The organism is Bradyrhizobium sp. UFLA01-814 (assembly GCF_046718885.1).
Taxonomy (GTDB): domain Bacteria; phylum Pseudomonadota; class Alphaproteobacteria; order Rhizobiales; family Xanthobacteraceae; genus Bradyrhizobium; species Bradyrhizobium elkanii.
Genome location: NZ_JAQOSR010000004.1, coordinates 60,729 through 74,868, shown reverse-complemented (window position 1 = coordinate 74,868; position 14,140 = coordinate 60,729). Strand labels below are relative to the sequence as shown.

14 protein-coding genes are annotated in these 14,140 nt (G+C 65.7%); 5 read left to right on the top strand and 9 right to left on the bottom strand.

Going from position 1 to position 14,140, the window contains the following annotated elements; genetic code table 11:
* Positions 1 to 83 precede the first annotated feature (83 nt).
* Entirely contained in the window at positions 84 to 2,702 is a 2,619-nt protein-coding gene (locus PMN64_RS02275) for a TIGR02302 family protein (RefSeq protein ID WP_411779556.1), read from the bottom strand.
* Between the two features lie 172 nt (positions 2,703 to 2,874).
* Here PMN64_RS02275 and PMN64_RS02270 point away from each other — a divergent pair, with 172 nt between their 5' ends.
* Together PMN64_RS02270 and PMN64_RS02265 are read left to right on the top strand one after the other, a co-directional pair.
* Positions 2,875 to 3,255 (top strand): carboxymuconolactone decarboxylase family protein, encoded by a 381-nt coding sequence (locus tag PMN64_RS02270; RefSeq protein WP_050629459.1) that lies wholly within the window; start codon positions 2,875 to 2,877, stop codon positions 3,253 to 3,255.
* Positions 3,256 to 3,453: 198 nt separating this feature from the next.
* Positions 3,454 to 4,365 carry an NAD(P)-dependent oxidoreductase gene (locus tag PMN64_RS02265; RefSeq protein ID WP_411779554.1) on the top strand — a complete coding sequence of 304 codons (912 nt, stop codon included), beginning with the start codon at positions 3,454 to 3,456 and terminating at the stop codon, positions 4,363 to 4,365.
* A 178-nt stretch (positions 4,366 to 4,543) separates the two neighbouring features.
* On the opposite strand, the gene lysA is transcribed toward PMN64_RS02265, so the two are convergent.
* The 3 genes from lysA to argH form a co-directional block, all read right to left on the bottom strand.
* The gene (gene lysA / locus PMN64_RS02260; RefSeq protein WP_411779553.1) at positions 4,544 to 5,809 is read right to left on the bottom strand and encodes a diaminopimelate decarboxylase; all 1,266 of its coding nucleotides are present in this window, start codon (positions 5,807 to 5,809) and stop codon (positions 4,544 to 4,546) included.
* A gap of 99 nt (positions 5,810 to 5,908) precedes the next feature.
* A complete protein-coding gene (lptM, locus tag PMN64_RS02255) occupies positions 5,909 to 6,178 on the bottom strand; it encodes an LPS translocon maturation chaperone LptM (protein WP_411779552.1) in 270 nt (89 codons plus the stop codon).
* A gap of 92 nt (positions 6,179 to 6,270) precedes the next feature.
* Positions 6,271 to 7,668, bottom strand: a complete 1,398-nt coding sequence (gene argH, locus PMN64_RS02250) for an argininosuccinate lyase (RefSeq protein WP_411779550.1) — start codon at positions 7,666 to 7,668, stop codon at positions 6,271 to 6,273.
* A gap of 115 nt (positions 7,669 to 7,783) precedes the next feature.
* Here argH and tlpA point away from each other — a divergent pair, with 115 nt between their 5' ends.
* The gene (gene tlpA / locus PMN64_RS02245) at positions 7,784 to 8,476 is read left to right on the top strand and encodes a thiol:disulfide interchange protein TlpA (protein ID WP_411779548.1); all 693 of its coding nucleotides are present in this window, start codon (positions 7,784 to 7,786) and stop codon (positions 8,474 to 8,476) included.
* 133 nt (positions 8,477 to 8,609) lie between these two features.
* Here tlpA and PMN64_RS02240 read toward each other — a convergent pair whose 3' ends face one another.
* Both PMN64_RS02240 and PMN64_RS02235 read right to left on the bottom strand, forming a co-directional pair.
* Positions 8,610 to 8,798, bottom strand: coding sequence for a putative motility protein (locus PMN64_RS02240; RefSeq protein ID WP_069280209.1), 189 nt, complete (start codon positions 8,796 to 8,798; stop codon positions 8,610 to 8,612).
* A 121-nt stretch (positions 8,799 to 8,919) separates the two neighbouring features.
* Positions 8,920 to 9,777: a LysR substrate-binding domain-containing protein gene (locus PMN64_RS02235; protein WP_411779547.1), complete on the bottom strand. Its 858-nt coding sequence runs from the start codon at positions 9,775 to 9,777 to the stop codon at positions 8,920 to 8,922.
* Between the two features lie 158 nt (positions 9,778 to 9,935).
* On the opposite strand from PMN64_RS02235, the gene PMN64_RS02230 reads away from it, so the two are divergent.
* Positions 9,936 to 11,117 (top strand): pyridoxal phosphate-dependent aminotransferase, encoded by a 1,182-nt coding sequence (locus tag PMN64_RS02230; RefSeq protein ID WP_411779604.1) that lies wholly within the window; start codon positions 9,936 to 9,938, stop codon positions 11,115 to 11,117.
* Positions 11,114 to 11,239, top strand: a complete 126-nt coding sequence (locus tag PMN64_RS02225; protein ID WP_259245020.1) for a hypothetical protein — start codon at positions 11,114 to 11,116, stop codon at positions 11,237 to 11,239. The genes PMN64_RS02230 and PMN64_RS02225 overlap by 4 nt, the downstream gene beginning before the upstream one ends.
* Positions 11,240 to 11,251: 12 nt before the next feature.
* Here PMN64_RS02225 and PMN64_RS02220 read toward each other — a convergent pair whose 3' ends face one another.
* From PMN64_RS02220 to PMN64_RS02210, 3 genes are all read right to left on the bottom strand, one after another.
* Complete coding sequence (locus PMN64_RS02220; protein WP_411779546.1) at positions 11,252 to 12,133, bottom strand: 3-hydroxybutyryl-CoA dehydrogenase; 882 nt, start codon at positions 12,131 to 12,133, stop codon at positions 11,252 to 11,254.
* Between the two features lie 249 nt (positions 12,134 to 12,382).
* The gene (locus PMN64_RS02215; RefSeq protein WP_028340368.1) at positions 12,383 to 13,333 is read right to left on the bottom strand and encodes an electron transfer flavoprotein subunit alpha/FixB family protein; all 951 of its coding nucleotides are present in this window, start codon (positions 13,331 to 13,333) and stop codon (positions 12,383 to 12,385) included.
* A complete protein-coding gene (locus PMN64_RS02210) occupies positions 13,333 to 14,082 on the bottom strand; it encodes an electron transfer flavoprotein subunit beta/FixA family protein (protein WP_411779544.1) in 750 nt (249 codons plus the stop codon). Before PMN64_RS02210 ends, PMN64_RS02215 begins: the two co-directional genes overlap by 1 nt.
* Positions 14,083 to 14,140: the final 58 nt, after the last annotated feature.

The following is a 14,140-nucleotide window of genomic DNA, read 5'->3' as shown; positions in this document are numbered from 1 at the left end:
CACGGCCGTTCGATTCAGGCGTTGATGTCTCTTGAATGCTGTCACCCGCTTTCGCGGCGACAGTCGAGGACGAGGCGCGGGCCTCAATAATCCTTCAGCAGCCGCTCGATGTAGTCGAGCTCGATCTGCGGCCGCGACGGATCGGCGAGGCGGCGGCGCAGCTCTTCGAGGATGCGGCGGACGCGCTGCACGTCGATCTCGCCGGGGATCTTCACCGTGTAGTCGTCGCCGAATTCGCGACCATGCAACGGACGGCCGAGCGGATCGGTCTGGTTGCCGCCGCTCTGCTGGCGGCCGGCGCGGTTGCCGGGGCTGTCGCCCGGCTGGTCGCCGTCGCCCTGCTGCATCGCGTCGGCAAGGCTCTGGGCGCCCTTGCGCAGCGCATCCAGCGCACGGCCCTGCGAATCCACCGCGCCGTCGGCATTGCCCTCGCCCAGCCGCCCGGAGGCGTCGCCCATCGCGGAATCGGCCTGGTCGAGCCCATCATCGCCGTCATCGCCCTGGTCGCCGCCTTGATCGCCCTGCTGCGCCTGGTCGCCCTTCTGACCCTGACCTTTCTGGCCCTTCTGGCCGCGCTGGTCCGGTCCCATGCCGCGCTTGGCGAGCTCTTCCTGCAGCTTCTTCAGGCGGTCGCGCAGCGCCTGCTGGTCCTGCTGCAGGTCGCCCATCGACTGCTCGCCTTGCTTGCCGCGCATGCGGTCGCGGCGGGAATCCTGACCCTGCTTGAAGGTCTTGTCGCGCAATTGCTGCTGCTTGCGGATCATGTCGCCGAGTTCGTTGAGCGACTGCTGCATGTCGTCGTCGCCCTGATTGGGCTGCGCCATCTGCAGGTTTTCCAGCATCTGCTGCATCTGCTCGAGCAGCTGCCGCGCCGCATCCTTGTCGCCGGAGCGTGACAGCCGCTCCATGCGATCGAGCATGTTCTTGAGATCCTGCTGGCTCAACACCTTGGCGTTGGGATCGAGCGGCCGGGCGAGCTGCTGCGGATTGTTGCGGAACTGCTCGACCATCTGGCGCAGGAAATTGTCCAGTGCCGCGCGCAGATTGTCGGTGAGCTTCTTGATCTCCTCGTCGGTCGCGCCGCGCTCCAGCGCCTGCTTGAGCGCGTCCTGCGCCGCGCGCAGCGCCTTGTCGACGTCCGAGATGTTGCCGTCCTCGATGGTGACGGCGAGCGACCACAGGCTGGCGACGACCTCGCGCAATTGGTCGTCGGTGCGCGCCGCCTCGAGCTGCCGGCTCACGGTGTGAAGGCCGAGATAATGGCCTGTCTCCGGCATGAACATTTCCGGCGCGATCATCAGCGCCTCGAGCGCGGCGAACACCTGGCCGTTCTGGTTGGCGTCGAGCGCCAGGATACGGCGCTGCTCGATCAGCGCGCGCGCCAACGGCTTGGTGAACAGGCGCTCCGGCAGCCGCATGTTGAACGGCTCGCTCTTGCCTTCATTGCCGGCCTCGTCCTTGGCCGTCAGCGTCAAGGTCACGTCGGCGCCGGCATAGGGGTCTTCACTGAGGTCCTTCACGGTCTGGCCGACGCCGTTGCGGGTGCGCGCATTCGGCAGCACCAGCGCGAATTGCGGCGGCTCGAACAGCGGCCGCGGCTGCGCCGCCTTGCCGTCGGCATCCTTCTTGCCGTCAGCATCCTTCGGCGCATCGGTCGGCCGCGCCGCGAATTGCGCGCGCGCTTCGCTGACGCCGTAATCGTCCTCGAGCCGGTAGGACATCTGCAGCGCGCCGCGCGCCTGCCGCTCCGGATCCTTGGCGAGCGCAATCGACGGCGGACGGTCCGGCGTCGCGGTGAATTTCCACTGCGGCTGGCCGGCCGGCGCACGGACATGCGCGGTGCCGTCGCCGGTGATCTTGAAATGCCGCTCGTTGGTGCCCTTGGGCGCCTGCCCATCCGGCGCGACCTCGGTGACGCCGCCACCGACGACAACGTCGATGCTGCCGCCGCTGGAGCGCACCAGGAGCGTGCTGCCGGCCGGGACCGCGAGCGGGGCGGTGTCGGCCGCGTTGGCGTCCTTGTTGGCGTTCGACAGGATGATCGGCGGCTTGCCGGTGTAGTTGGGCGGCGTCACCCAGGCATCGACCCGGACATTGGCCGGCGCCATGATGCCGTTCCAGTCGAATGCGGAAGCGACCCGCAGACCGCGCTCGTCGCCGGCGGCGACATAGCTCGCGACCAGCATCACGATGACCAGCGCACGCAGCGCCCAGGGGTCGTGCAGCGAGACGCGCGGCCGCGGCAAGCCGGCGCGGATGCGCTTGATCGAGGCCAGCGTGCGCTCGCGCTGCGCTTGCCACAGCGCCAGCGCATACGGGTCCTTGTTGGTGAGCGTGTCGGAGAGCGTGGTCGCCGGGCGATGGCGGATGCCGGCGCCGCGGTCGAGCCGGCTCAGGCCCTCCTCGCGGCTCGGCCAGCGGAAGCGCACCAGCGGCGACAGCGCCGCGAGCGCGGCAATCGCGAACAGGCCGGCGCCAGCCACGCGTGCGACAAACGGCAGCACCAGCCACAGGCCGGCCCAGGACGCGACCAGGAACAATCCTGCGACCGTCAGGAACCGCGCCAGATGCGGCCAGGCCCGTTCCCACGCAATCGCGAACCTTGCCCGCTGCAGAGCCTCTGTCAGTTTCAGCCGCGCGACCGCATCGCTGTCGCGGACGGCGCGTGACGGGTCAGAGGGATCGATGTTGGCTCCGCTCAATAAAATCTCCGGGGTAGCCGGCAGGTCAGCCTAGCACGGCGGCGGCTTTGAGGCACCCGTTCCAAGGCGTAACCCACACCGGGAAATACGCATAACACGAAGGCGTGACTGCGGCGGTTCGACCCCGTAACGTCGCGGCCGAACCATCGCATTAACGCATGAGGAACGCGATATGGACCAAAAAACGCACGACAAGGGGCTCGAAATCCGCAAGGCGGTGCTGGGCGAAGCCTATGTCAACAATGCGCTGAAGAATTCGGACAGCTTCAACAAGCCATTCCAGGAACTCGTCACCGAATATTGCTGGGGCGCGGTCTGGGGCCGTGAGGAATTGCCGCGCAAGACCCGCAGCATGCTCAACCTCGCCATGATTTCGATCCTGAACCGGCCGCACGAATTGAAGGCCCACATCAAGGGCGCGCTGACCAACGGCGTGTCCCGCGACGAAATCCGCGAGATCTTCATGCAGGTCTCGATCTATGCCGGGATCCCGGCCGGCGTCGACAGCTTCCGCATCGCGCGCGAGGTGTTCGCCGAACTCGACAAGGCGTGAGCGAACTCCACTCGTTGTCGTCCCGGCCAAGCGCAGCGCGAGCAGGGACCCATAACCACAGCTCGCTGTCGCTACGACGGCTGTGGCCCCAGCGGAACCAAACAACTTAGTCCTGGGGTAATGGGTCCCTGCTTTCGCAGGGACGACATCGAGTACGGGGTGCACGGCTCGCCACATAACGACGTAGAGGAACGACTCATGGAAATCGGATTCATCGGCCTTGGGAAGATGGGCTTCCCGATGGCGCGCCGGCTGATCGAGGCCGGCCACAAGCTCACCGTGTTCGACACCAGCAAGGACGCGCTCGACAGACTGGTTGCGCTCGGCGCGGCGGCCGCAAGCTCGCCCAAGGACATCGCCGACCGCGTCGAGACCGTGATGGCGAGCCTGCCTTCGCTGCAGGCTTCGCTCGAGGTCGCGACCGGCGCGGGCGGCGTGATCGAGGGCAAGCGCGTCAAACGCTTCATCGACCTCTCCACCGTCGGCTCGCAGATGGCGGTGAAGATCCACGATCTGCTGGCCAAGAAGAACATCGTGCAGATCGACAGCCCGGTCTCCGGCGGCGTCTCCGGCGCCGAGAAGGGCACGCTCGCGGTGATGGTGTCGGGCCCGCGCGCCGATTTCGAGCTGGTGAAGGGCGCGCTCGACGTGATCGGCAAGGTGTTCTTCATCGGCACCAAGCCGGGCTCCGGCCAGACCATGAAACTCGCCAACAACTTCCTGTCGGCAACCGCGATGGTGGCGACCTCGGAGGCGGTTGTGATGGGCGTGAAGTCCGGGCTCGATCCGGCCGTGATGATCGACGTCATCAATGCCGGCTCCGGGCTGAACACCGCGAGCCGCGACAAGTTTCCGCGCTCGGTGTTGCCGCGCAGCTTCGACTTCGGCTTCGCCACCGGGCTGATGGTGAAGGACGTGCGGCTTGCGGTCGAGGAAATGCGTTCGCTCGGGCTTTCGATGGAAGTCGCCGAAGCGGTCGGCCGGCTCTGGGAAGTCATCATCCGCGACGAGGGACCGGATTCGGACTTCACCGCGGCAATCAAGCCGATCGAGAAGGCCGCGGGCGTGATCGTCGGTGGTGGTAAGGGCGGGGCTCACGCAGCCAAATAGCGCTCTCGCCGAAATAAACGTTGTCGTCCCGGGCAAGCGAAGCGCGACCCGGGACCCATAACCACAGGACTTCGTGGTTTAGCTGAGCTGGGGCCCCAGCTCGGTACAACAATCAAGAGCGGTGGTTATGGGTCCTTGCTTTCGCAGGGACGACACCACGATGCGGCACGCCAGTGCCTCACAGCCACGGCGCGGGCTTGTCCATCGCGATCAGGGCGTCGACGTCGATGCGCGGGCGGACCACGGCGTACTGGTCGTCCTTGACCAGCACTTCGGGCACCAGAGGCCGCGTGTTGTAGGTGCCGGACTGCACCGCGCCGTAGGCGCCGGCGGTCATGATCGCCAGGAGATCGCCGGCCTTCGGCTGCGGCAGCGCGCGGTCGAGCGCGAGGTAATCGCCGGTCTCGCAGACCGGGCCGACCACGTCGGCGATCATGGTCGGGGTGCCGGGTGCAGGCTGACGCACCGGCAGAATGTCGTGATGCGCCTCATACAGTGTCGGCCGGATCAGGTCGTTCATCGCGGCGTCGATGATGACGAAGTTCTTGGCATCGCCCGGCTTCACATGGATCACGCGGGTGACAAGGATGCCGGCATTGCCGACGATCATGCGGCCCGGCTCGAACATCAGCGTGCAGCCGAGATTGTGCGTGACGCGCTTGACCATCGCGGCATAGGCGTCCGGCGCCGGCGGCGCGGCGCGATCCATGTAATAGGGAATCCCGAGGCCGCCGCCGAAATCGATATGCGAGATGTCGTGGCCATCGGCGCGGAGCGTCTGCACGAATTCGGCGAGCAGCCGGAAAGCGACCTCCAGCGGCCCGAGATCGGTGATCTGGCTGCCGATATGCACATCGGTGCCGGTGACCTTGATGCCCGGCAGCGTTGCCGCACGGGCATAGACCTCGCGGGCGCGCGCGATCGGAATGCCGAACTTGTTCTCGGACTTGCCGGTCGAAATCTTGGCATGGGTGCCGGCTTCGACATCGGGATTGACCCGCACCGAGATGCGGGCCGTCTTCTTCATCTCGACCGCGAGACGCGACAGCATCTCGAGCTCCGGCTCGGACTCGATATTGATGCAGAGGATGTCGGTGGCGAGCGCGGCGCGCAGCTCGCTCTCGGTCTTGCCGACGCCGGAGAACACGATCTTCGAGGGCGGAATCCCGGCCGCCAGCGCCCGCTTCAACTCGCCGCCGGACACCACGTCGGCGCCGGCGCCGAGCTTGGCCAGGGTGCGCAGCACCGACTGATTGGAGTTCGCCTTCATGGCGTAGCAGACCAGCGCCTTCTCGCCGGCGAAGGCTTCGGTGAAGACGCGGTAGTGGCGCTCCAGCGTCGCGGTCGAATAGCAATAGAACGGCGTGCCGACGGCCTCCGCCAGCTCAATGAGATTGACCGCCTCGGCGTGCAGCACGCCGTCGCGATAGTCGAAATGGTTCATGACACGCTGGATTGTTTGAGCATGATCTCCGCGCAAACGCCTTCCGCGTTTGTCGCGAGGGAAAGCCGGTTTCCACTTTTCCGGATCATGCTCCAGATACTAATTGCCGAGCAGCGGATCGAGGAGGAAAGACCGTTTATTGCCTCGCGGCGCGGCCGGCGCGGCATCCGAGCCGTAGGTCGGATTGAACACGCTGGGCTGTGCCGCCCGTTCGCTCTCGGTGTCGCTCGGTGCTGCGCCCGGCGCGACGTTCGCGGTCGGCGGCAGGTCGAGCGGTCCCTTGCGGCCGCAGCCGCCGAGCGCCAGCGCTGATACGCCCAGCACAATGATGGCCCATCCCGACGGGGTCAGGCGGTTCTTGCTAATCACGACGAATTCCCCAATTCGGGCGGCACCATACAAACATTGGCGTGCTCTGGCGAGAGGCGGAGCGCCATGAAATCACGGCCAAATTTTCCGGTTCAGCCCAATTTTCGCTCTTTTTCCAGCCGCTTGGCCCAGGCCTTGGCCTGCGCCATCACATTCTTCGGCGCCGTGCCGCCGAACGAGGTCCGGCTCTGCACCGAGGATTCGACGCTGAGCACCTTCAGCGCGTCGGCCGTGATCTTCGGCTCGACCTCCTGCATGGCCTTGAGCGGCAGCTCGTGCAGCGGCACGCCCCGCTTCGAGGCCAGCCCGACGATGCGCCCGGTCACGTGGTGGGCGTCGCGGAACGGCATCTTCAGGGTGCGCACCAGCCAGTCGGCAAGGTCGGTCGCGGTGGCGTAGCCCTCGCCGGCGGCGGCCTTCATCTTTGCTTCGTCCGGCACCAGGTCCTCGACCATGCCGGTCATGGCGCGGATCGCGAGCGACAGCGCCTCGAAGGCCTCCATCGCGCCCTGCTTGTCCTCCTGCATGTCCTTTTGATAGGCGAGCGGCAGGCCCTTCATCACGATCAGGAGCGCAGTGAGCGCACCGATCACGCGGCCGGTCTTGGCACGCACCAGCTCGGCCGCGTCCGGATTGCGCTTCTGCGGCATGATCGACGAGCCGGTGGTGAACTTGTCGCTGAGCTTGACGAGGCCGACCAAGGGCGAGGTCCAGATCACGATTTCCTCGGCAAAGCGCGACATGTGCACGGCGCAGATCGCGGCCGCCGACAGCGTCTCCAGCACGAAATCGCGGTCGGATACCGCGTCGAGCGAATTGGCCATCGGACGGTCGAAGCCGAGCGCCTCGGCGGTCGCGGCGCGGTCGATCGGAAACGAGGTGCCGGCGAGCGCGGCCGCTCCCAGCGGCGATTCGTTCAGCCGCTTGCGTGCGTCGGCGAAGCGGCCGCGGTCGCGGCCGGCCATCTCGACATAGGCCAGGAGATGATGACCGAAGGTCACGGGCTGGGCGGTCTGCAGATGGGTGAAGCCCGGCATCACCGTGCCGGCATGCTCCAGCGCGCGGGCGACCAGCGCCTGCTGGAATGCGGCCAGCGCCGCATTGGTCTCATCGATGGTGTCGCGGACATAGAGCCGGAAATCGGTCGCGACCTGGTCGTTGCGCGAGCGCGCGGTGTGCAGCCGGCCCGCCGCGGGCCCGATCAATTCGGACAACCGCGACTCGACATTCATATGAATGTCCTCGAGCGCGCGCTTGAAATCGAAATCGCCCTTGCCGATCTCTGACAAAATCGTGTCTAGACCTTTGCCGATATTTTTCGCATCAGCTGACGTGATGATGCCCTGCGCGGCGAGCATCGCGGCGTGGGCCTTGGACGCGGCAATGTCCTGGGCATAAAGGTGACGGTCGACGTCGATGGAGACGTTGATTTCCTCCATGATCGCGTCGGGACGTTCCGAGAATCGGCCGCCCCACATCTTGTTGCTCATGACATCTCGCTCACGAATTCGTATTTCAGCCTTGCGGTTTCATGGCCGGAGGCGGCGAAACAGCACCGCAGTTCCGGTCGTATTCCCGGCACTGCTTAGCCACATCTGACCCAGGATGACAAACGATATGCCCGAGACGACCCCACCCAACCCGACCGCCAGGCCGACCGCCAAGTGGCGTATCCCGCTGGTGATCGGCGCCGTGCTGGCCGGGGCCGTGATCGGCTATGTCGGGGTCTCCAGCCTCAAGCATCCCGCGGGCGGCGATATCGCCTGCAACAGCGCGGTGGCTCTGGCGAAGAAGATCGCTCCGCTCGCCCACGGCGAGGTCGCGGCGCTGACCATGGCGACCACCCCCCTGAGACTGCCCGACCTGACCTTCGAGGACGCCAACGGCCAGCCGAAGAAGCTCTCGGACTGGCGCGGTAAGACCGTGCTGGTCAATTTGTGGGCGACCTGGTGCGTGCCCTGCCGCAAGGAAATGCCGGCGCTCGACAGCCTGCAGACCAAGCTCGGCGGCAAGGATTTCGAGGTGGTCGCGATCAACATCGACACCCGCGACCCGGACAAGCCGAAAAACTTCCTGAAAGAGGCCAATCTGACCAGTCTCGGTTATTTTTCGGATCAGAAAGCCAAGGTTTTTCAGGACCTTAAGAACATAAGCAAGGCGCTCGGCATGCCGACCTCGGTGCTGGTCGACGGCAACGGCTGCGAGATCGCCAATATCGCCGGTCCCGCCGAGTGGGCGAGCGACGACGCGATCAAGCTGGTGAAGGCCGCGCTGCAGCCGGCCGCAGCCGGGTTCTAGAGATCTCAGACCCTCATGGTGAGGAGGCGCGGAGCGCCGTCTCGAACCATGCCGGCCCGTCGGTGGCCTCAATCCTTCGAGACGCCGCTGCGCGGCTCCTCAGGATGAGGACAAGCGCGCTTGGAGTGTGGGATCAGGCGACGGCGTTGAGGTTGTCGCCGATGCCGGGCGACAAATTCGCGGTGGAAGGCGTGCCGAGCAGGGTCTGAACCGCGAACTTCTCGGCGTCGAGGTTCTGCTTGGTGACGCGGGTCGCGATCTCGCCCTGCAAATTGCCCTGCTGCATCGACAGGATGCTGGTGACCATGCTCATCATGTCCATACGCGGCACTCCCAAAACTGGGGTTTGAGGTAACGCGCGAAAGTTAATGCTTGGGTAATCGATGGCCGCGTCAGGCTGACGCATAGGCCTCGACGCTCCCGCTCGCTCGATGATCCGCGTCTCAGGCCGCGTTCGCCGCGAAGGCCGCGCCGAGGGTGCGCAGCGCCTGCCGTGTCCGCGCGTCAGACAGCCTTGAGTGCAGCACCACGTCGCGGGACGGCAGCGGCGGCAGCCCAAGCCGCGGCCCGAGGTCGACGGTATCGGCCGGCGCCACGCGCCGCGCCAGCGCCGCGATCGCAAGGCCTGCGGAGATCGCGGCTCCGATCGTCGACAGCCCGCCGCCGACGAACGCCTCGGTCCAGGCGATGCCGGCGGCGTCGAGAACCTCGACTGCCATGGCCCGCACGCTGCACGGCGCGGCTTGCGTGGCGAGGCGCAACGGCTCGCCCGGCCGATGGTGAAAATCAGGCGCGGCCATCCAGCTGAACGATTCCTCGAACAGCACGTCGCCATCGCGGCGCTTGGCGTCGTGGCGAAGCACGATCGCAGCATCGAGCTTGCCGTCATCGAATGCGCTGAGCACCGAACGCGACGTATCGACGTGCAGCTGAATCACCAGCCCGGGATCGGTGGTGTTCATCCGCTTCAGCAGCGAGGCGAGCTCCGATCCGACGATGTGGTGGCTGATGCCGACGACCAGTCGCCGATGCTCGACGGCAAACGAGCCGATCGCCGATTGATGCGCGGCAACCAGATTGCGCGCGGCGCCGAGGAAGGCGGCACCTTCAGCTGACAGCCGAACCAGCCGCGGCGTTCGCTCCAGCAGCCGCCGGCCGAGGCCGTCTTCCAGACGCCTGATCTTCAGGCTGACCGCGGACTGCGTGGTCTCCATCGCCTGCGCAGCACGCGTGAAGCTGCTGAGATCGGCGACCAGCACAAAGGCCTGCACTGCCTCGATATCGAGTGCCTTCATGGTCATACATTTAAAATCATAATCATTGAAATACTATTCCATATGATTTTTCAATGATCAAGAAGCTCCTAGGTTGGGTCCAACCCGACAGGAGAACCGCCATGGCGCCCGCTTCAGCCATCCCATCCTTCTTGCCATCCGTCTTGCCATCCCTCTCGCCGCGGATGAGGGGCATCAAGGCATCGCCCGCGTCGGTGCTGCGGCGCCGTGCCCGCGAACTGCGCGCGGCCGGGCGCGACATCATCGAGCTGTCGTCGGGCAATCTGGATTTCCCGACGCCGGATCACGTGATCGCGGCGGCGCATCAAGCGGCATTGCGCGGCGAGACCCGCTACACCGATGTCGACGGCACGCCGGAGCTGAAGCGGGCGGTGCGGGCCGCGCTGCTGCGCGACCATCATCTCGACTACGGGCTGGACGAGATCGTCATCACCAACGGCTCGACCCAGGCGCTGTTCAACGCGCTGCTGGCGACGCTGGCGCCTGACGACGAGGTGATCATCCCCGCGCCCTATTGGGCACCCTATCTCGATCAGGTGCGGCTTGCCGGCGCGGCGCCGGTGGTGGTGCCGTGCGCACAGAACAACGGCTTCAAGCTGCGCGCAGAGGATTTGCAGGCGGCGATTTCGGCGCGAACCCGCTGGATCATCGTCAACAATCCGGTCAACCCGTCCGGCGCGCTGTATTCGCGTGAGGATCTGTCCGAGATCGCCGCGGTCCTTTTGCGGCATCCGGACATCTGGGTGCTGGCCGACGGGCTCTACGAGCACATCGTGTTCGGCGGCGCGCCCGCGCCGACGCTTGCGGAAATCGAGCCGCGCCTCAAGCCGCGGACGCTGACCGTCAGCGGCCTCGCCAAGAGCTACGCGATGATGGGATGGCGCATCGGCTATGCCGCCGGACCATCGACGCTGATCCGCGAGATGATCACCATCCAGTCGCAGACCACGTCCGGCGCGTCGTCGATCAGCCAGGCCGCCGCGGTTGCCGCGCTCGACGGCGCGCAGGATGTGCTGCTTGAGCGCGCCGCCATCCTGCGCGCCAAGCGCGACCGCTTTGCCGACCTGCTGAACGAATGCGCCGGGCTATCCTGCACGCCGCCGGAAGGCACGTTCTATCTGCTGGTCGCCTGCGCCGGCGTGATCGGCAAGCGCGCGCCGGATGGCAGGGTGATCCGGACCGACCGCGATTTCTCGGCCTATCTGCTCGAGGCCGCCGATGTCGCGGTGTTTCCCGGCGAGGATCTCGGGCTGTCGCCCTATATCCGCCTCACCTTCGCCAACCCGTCATCGACCATCGAGGAGGCCGCAAGGCGGCTGAAGCGCGCCTGCGCGGCGCTGCAATGACGCCTCACGCACAGAGCCAGCGCCTCGCACTGGCGGCGCATCTGTTCGGACTTGGAACGGGTGTGACGATGATTATCGGTCTGGTGCCCGCGGCGCTTGCGCTGCTGCGGGCGCTGACCTGAAGGCGCGATGGATTACCGCGTCGGGATCGGCTTGTCGCCGCGATAGTCGTAGAAGCCGCGCTGGCTCTTGCGTCCGAGCCAGCCGGCCTCGACATATTTCACCAGCAGCGGACACGGCCGGTACTTGGAGTCGGCGAGCCCCTCGTGCAGCACCTGCATGATCGACAGGCAGGTGTCGAGGCCGATGAAATCGGCGAGCTCGAGCGGGCCCATCGGATGGTGCGCGCCGAGCTTCATCGCGGCATCGATCGCCTCGACGTTACCGACGCCTTCATACAGCGTGTAGATCGCCTCGTTGATCATCGGCAGCAGGATGCGGTTGACGATGAAGGCGGGGAAATCCTCCGACACCGCGACCTGCTTGCCGAGCTTGGCGACGAACGCCTTGGCGGTGTCGAAGGTCATGTCGTCGGTGGCGATGCCGCGGATCAGCTCGACCAGTTCCATCGCCGGCACCGGATTCATGAAATGAATGCCGATGAATTTCTCCGGGCGGTCGGTCGAGGCGGCGAGCCTTGTGATCGAGATCGACGACGAGTTGGTCGCGACGATCGCCTCGGGCTTCAGCACCGCGCAGACCTCATGGAAGATCTTGCGCTTGGTCTCTTCCTTCTCGATCGCGGTCTCGATCACGAGATCGCAATCGGCGAGCGCGTCGAGCGACTCGGCGGAGGTGATGCGGTCGAGCGCCTGCTTGCGCTCGCTCTCGCTGATCGCCTTCTTGGCGACCTGGCGGGTCAGATTGCCGTTGATGGTCGCCAGCGCCGACTTCAGCCGGTCGCCGGACACGTCGTTGAGCACCACGTCGAAGCCGGCCAGCGCCGCCACATGGGCAATGCCATTGCCCATCTGACCCGAACCGATCACGCCGACCTTTTTGATTGCCACCGTCATCTTGTCATCCACCGGAACGGCGCGCACATCGCGCCTGCCCAATTCCAACGATACCCGAAGCGAAGCCTTCCGGGTTGCCCAATCCGCCGGAAAACGTTTCCCGGGACCATGATGTGATTACAGGTAATCGCACCCGGATCCCATATTTCCCCTGTCGGGCATGATCCTTTCGGAAAAACGTTTCCGGATCATTGCCTCGAAAATAATAACACCGGCCGGAGCTTACCCATCCGGCCGGTGTCTTGTCGCTTACTTTCCGAGCTTGCCGAGCGCTTCGGTGAGCTCCGGAACCGCCTGGTAGAGGTCGGCGACCAGGCCGTAATCGGCGACCTGGAAGATCGGCGCGTCCTCATCCTTGTTGATGGCGACGATCACCTTGGAGTCCTTCATGCCGGCCAGATGCTGGATCGCGCCGGAGATGCCGACCGCGACATAAAGTTCCGGGGCTACCACCTTGCCGGTCTGGCCGACCTGCCAGTCGTTCGGCGCATAGCCGGCATCGACCGCGGCGCGCGAGGCGCCGACGCCGGCGCCGAGCTTGTCGGCGAGCGGCTCGATGTACTTGGCGAAGTTCTCGCGGCTCTGCATGGCGCGGCCGCCCGAGACGATGATCTTGGCCGAGGTCAGCTCCGGACGGTCGCTCTTGGCGACTTCCTCGCCGACGAACGTCGACAGGCCGGGATCGGCGGCCGATGCGGCGTTCTCGATCGCCGCGCTGCCGCCTTCGCCGGCGGCGGCGAAGGTCGAGGTGCGCACGGTGATCACCTTCTTGGCGTCCTTCGACTTCACGGTCTGGATCGCGTTGCCGGCATAGATCGGCCGCTCATAGGTGTCGGGCGCGACGACCTTGATGATCTCGGAGACCTGCATGACGTCGAGCAAGGCTGCAACGCGCGGCATCACATTCTTGAAGCGCGAGGTCGCGGGCGCGACGAACGCGTCATAGCCGGGAGCCAGCGCAACGATCAGCGCAGCCAGCGGCTCGGCAAGGTCGTGCTCATAGGCGGGGCCTTCGGCCACCAGCACCTTGGTGACGCCGGCAAGCTTGGCGGCTGCTTCCGCCGCCGCCTTGGTGCCCTGGCCGCCACCGGCAACCAGCACATGGACATCGCCGCCGAGCTGGCTCGCCGCGGTCAGCGCCTTGTTGGTCGCGTCCTTCAGCGTCTCGTGGTCGTGTTCAGCAATCAACAGCGTCGTCATCAGAGAACCCCGGCTTCGGTCTTGAGCTTGTTCACGAGTTCGGCGACGTCCTTGACCTTGACGCCCGCCTTGCGGCCTGCCGGTTCCGCGGTGTTCAGCACTTCCAGACGCGGCGTCACATCGACGCCGTAGTCAGCGACGCTCTTGTCGTCGATCGGCTTCTTCTTCGCCTTCATGATGTTGGGCAGCGACGCATAGCGCGGCTCGTTGAGGCGCAGGTCGGTGGTGACGATCGCCGGGCCCTTGAGCTTGATGGTCTGCAGGCCGCCGTCGACTTCGCGGGTCACCTTGAAGTCGGATCCTTCGACCTCGAGCTTGGAGGCGAAGGTCGCCTGCGACCAGCCGAGCAGCGCGGCCAGCATCTGGCCGGTCTGGTTCGAGTCGTCGTCGATCGCCTGCTTGCCGAGAATGACGAGGCCGGGCTGCTCCGCCTCGACCACCGCCTTCAGTATCTTGGCAACCGCGAGCGGTTCGACATTGCCTTCAGCCTTGACCAGGATGCCGCGGTCGGCGCCCATCGCAAGTCCGGTACGAATGGTCTCGGAGGCCTGCGCGGGTCCGATCGACACCACCACCACTTCGGTCGCCTTGCCGGCTTCCTTCAGCCGCAGCGCTTCCTCGACGGCGATTTCGTCGAACGGGTTCATCGACATCTTGACGTTGGCGAGCTCCACGCCCGTCCCGTCACTCTTGACGCGGACCTTGACGTTGTAGTCGACGACCCGCTTTACCGGCACAAGAACCTTCATCGATCCTCTTTCGCTTTGATTTTATGGGTTTCGGTTGGCTGGCGCGGAACCTAAAGGT

Coding starts and splice junctions, on each gene's coding strand:
- PMN64_RS02270 (WP_050629459.1), top strand. CDS start 2,875: ATGGACCAAAAAACGCACGACAAGGGGCTCGAAATCCGCAAGGCGGTG.
- PMN64_RS02265 (WP_411779554.1), top strand. CDS start 3,454: ATGGAAATCGGATTCATCGGCCTTGGGAAGATGGGCTTCCCGATGGCG.
- lysA (WP_411779553.1), bottom strand. CDS start 5,809: ATGAACCATTTCGACTATCGCGACGGCGTGCTGCACGCCGAGGCGGTC.
- argH (WP_411779550.1), bottom strand. CDS start 7,668: ATGAGCAACAAGATGTGGGGCGGCCGATTCTCGGAACGTCCCGACGCG.
- tlpA (WP_411779548.1), top strand. CDS start 7,784: ATGACAAACGATATGCCCGAGACGACCCCACCCAACCCGACCGCCAGG.
- PMN64_RS02240 (WP_069280209.1), bottom strand. CDS start 8,798: ATGGACATGATGAGCATGGTCACCAGCATCCTGTCGATGCAGCAGGGC.
- PMN64_RS02235 (WP_411779547.1), bottom strand. CDS start 9,777: ATGACCATGAAGGCACTCGATATCGAGGCAGTGCAGGCCTTTGTGCTG.
- PMN64_RS02230 (WP_411779604.1), top strand. CDS start 9,936: ATGAGGGGCATCAAGGCATCGCCCGCGTCGGTGCTGCGGCGCCGTGCC.
- PMN64_RS02225 (WP_259245020.1), top strand. CDS start 11,114: ATGACGCCTCACGCACAGAGCCAGCGCCTCGCACTGGCGGCGCATCTG.
- PMN64_RS02220 (WP_411779546.1), bottom strand. CDS start 12,133: ATGACGGTGGCAATCAAAAAGGTCGGCGTGATCGGTTCGGGTCAGATG.
- PMN64_RS02215 (WP_028340368.1), bottom strand. CDS start 13,333: ATGACGACGCTGTTGATTGCTGAACACGACCACGAGACGCTGAAGGAC.
- PMN64_RS02210 (WP_411779544.1), bottom strand. CDS start 14,082: ATGAAGGTTCTTGTGCCGGTAAAGCGGGTCGTCGACTACAACGTCAAG.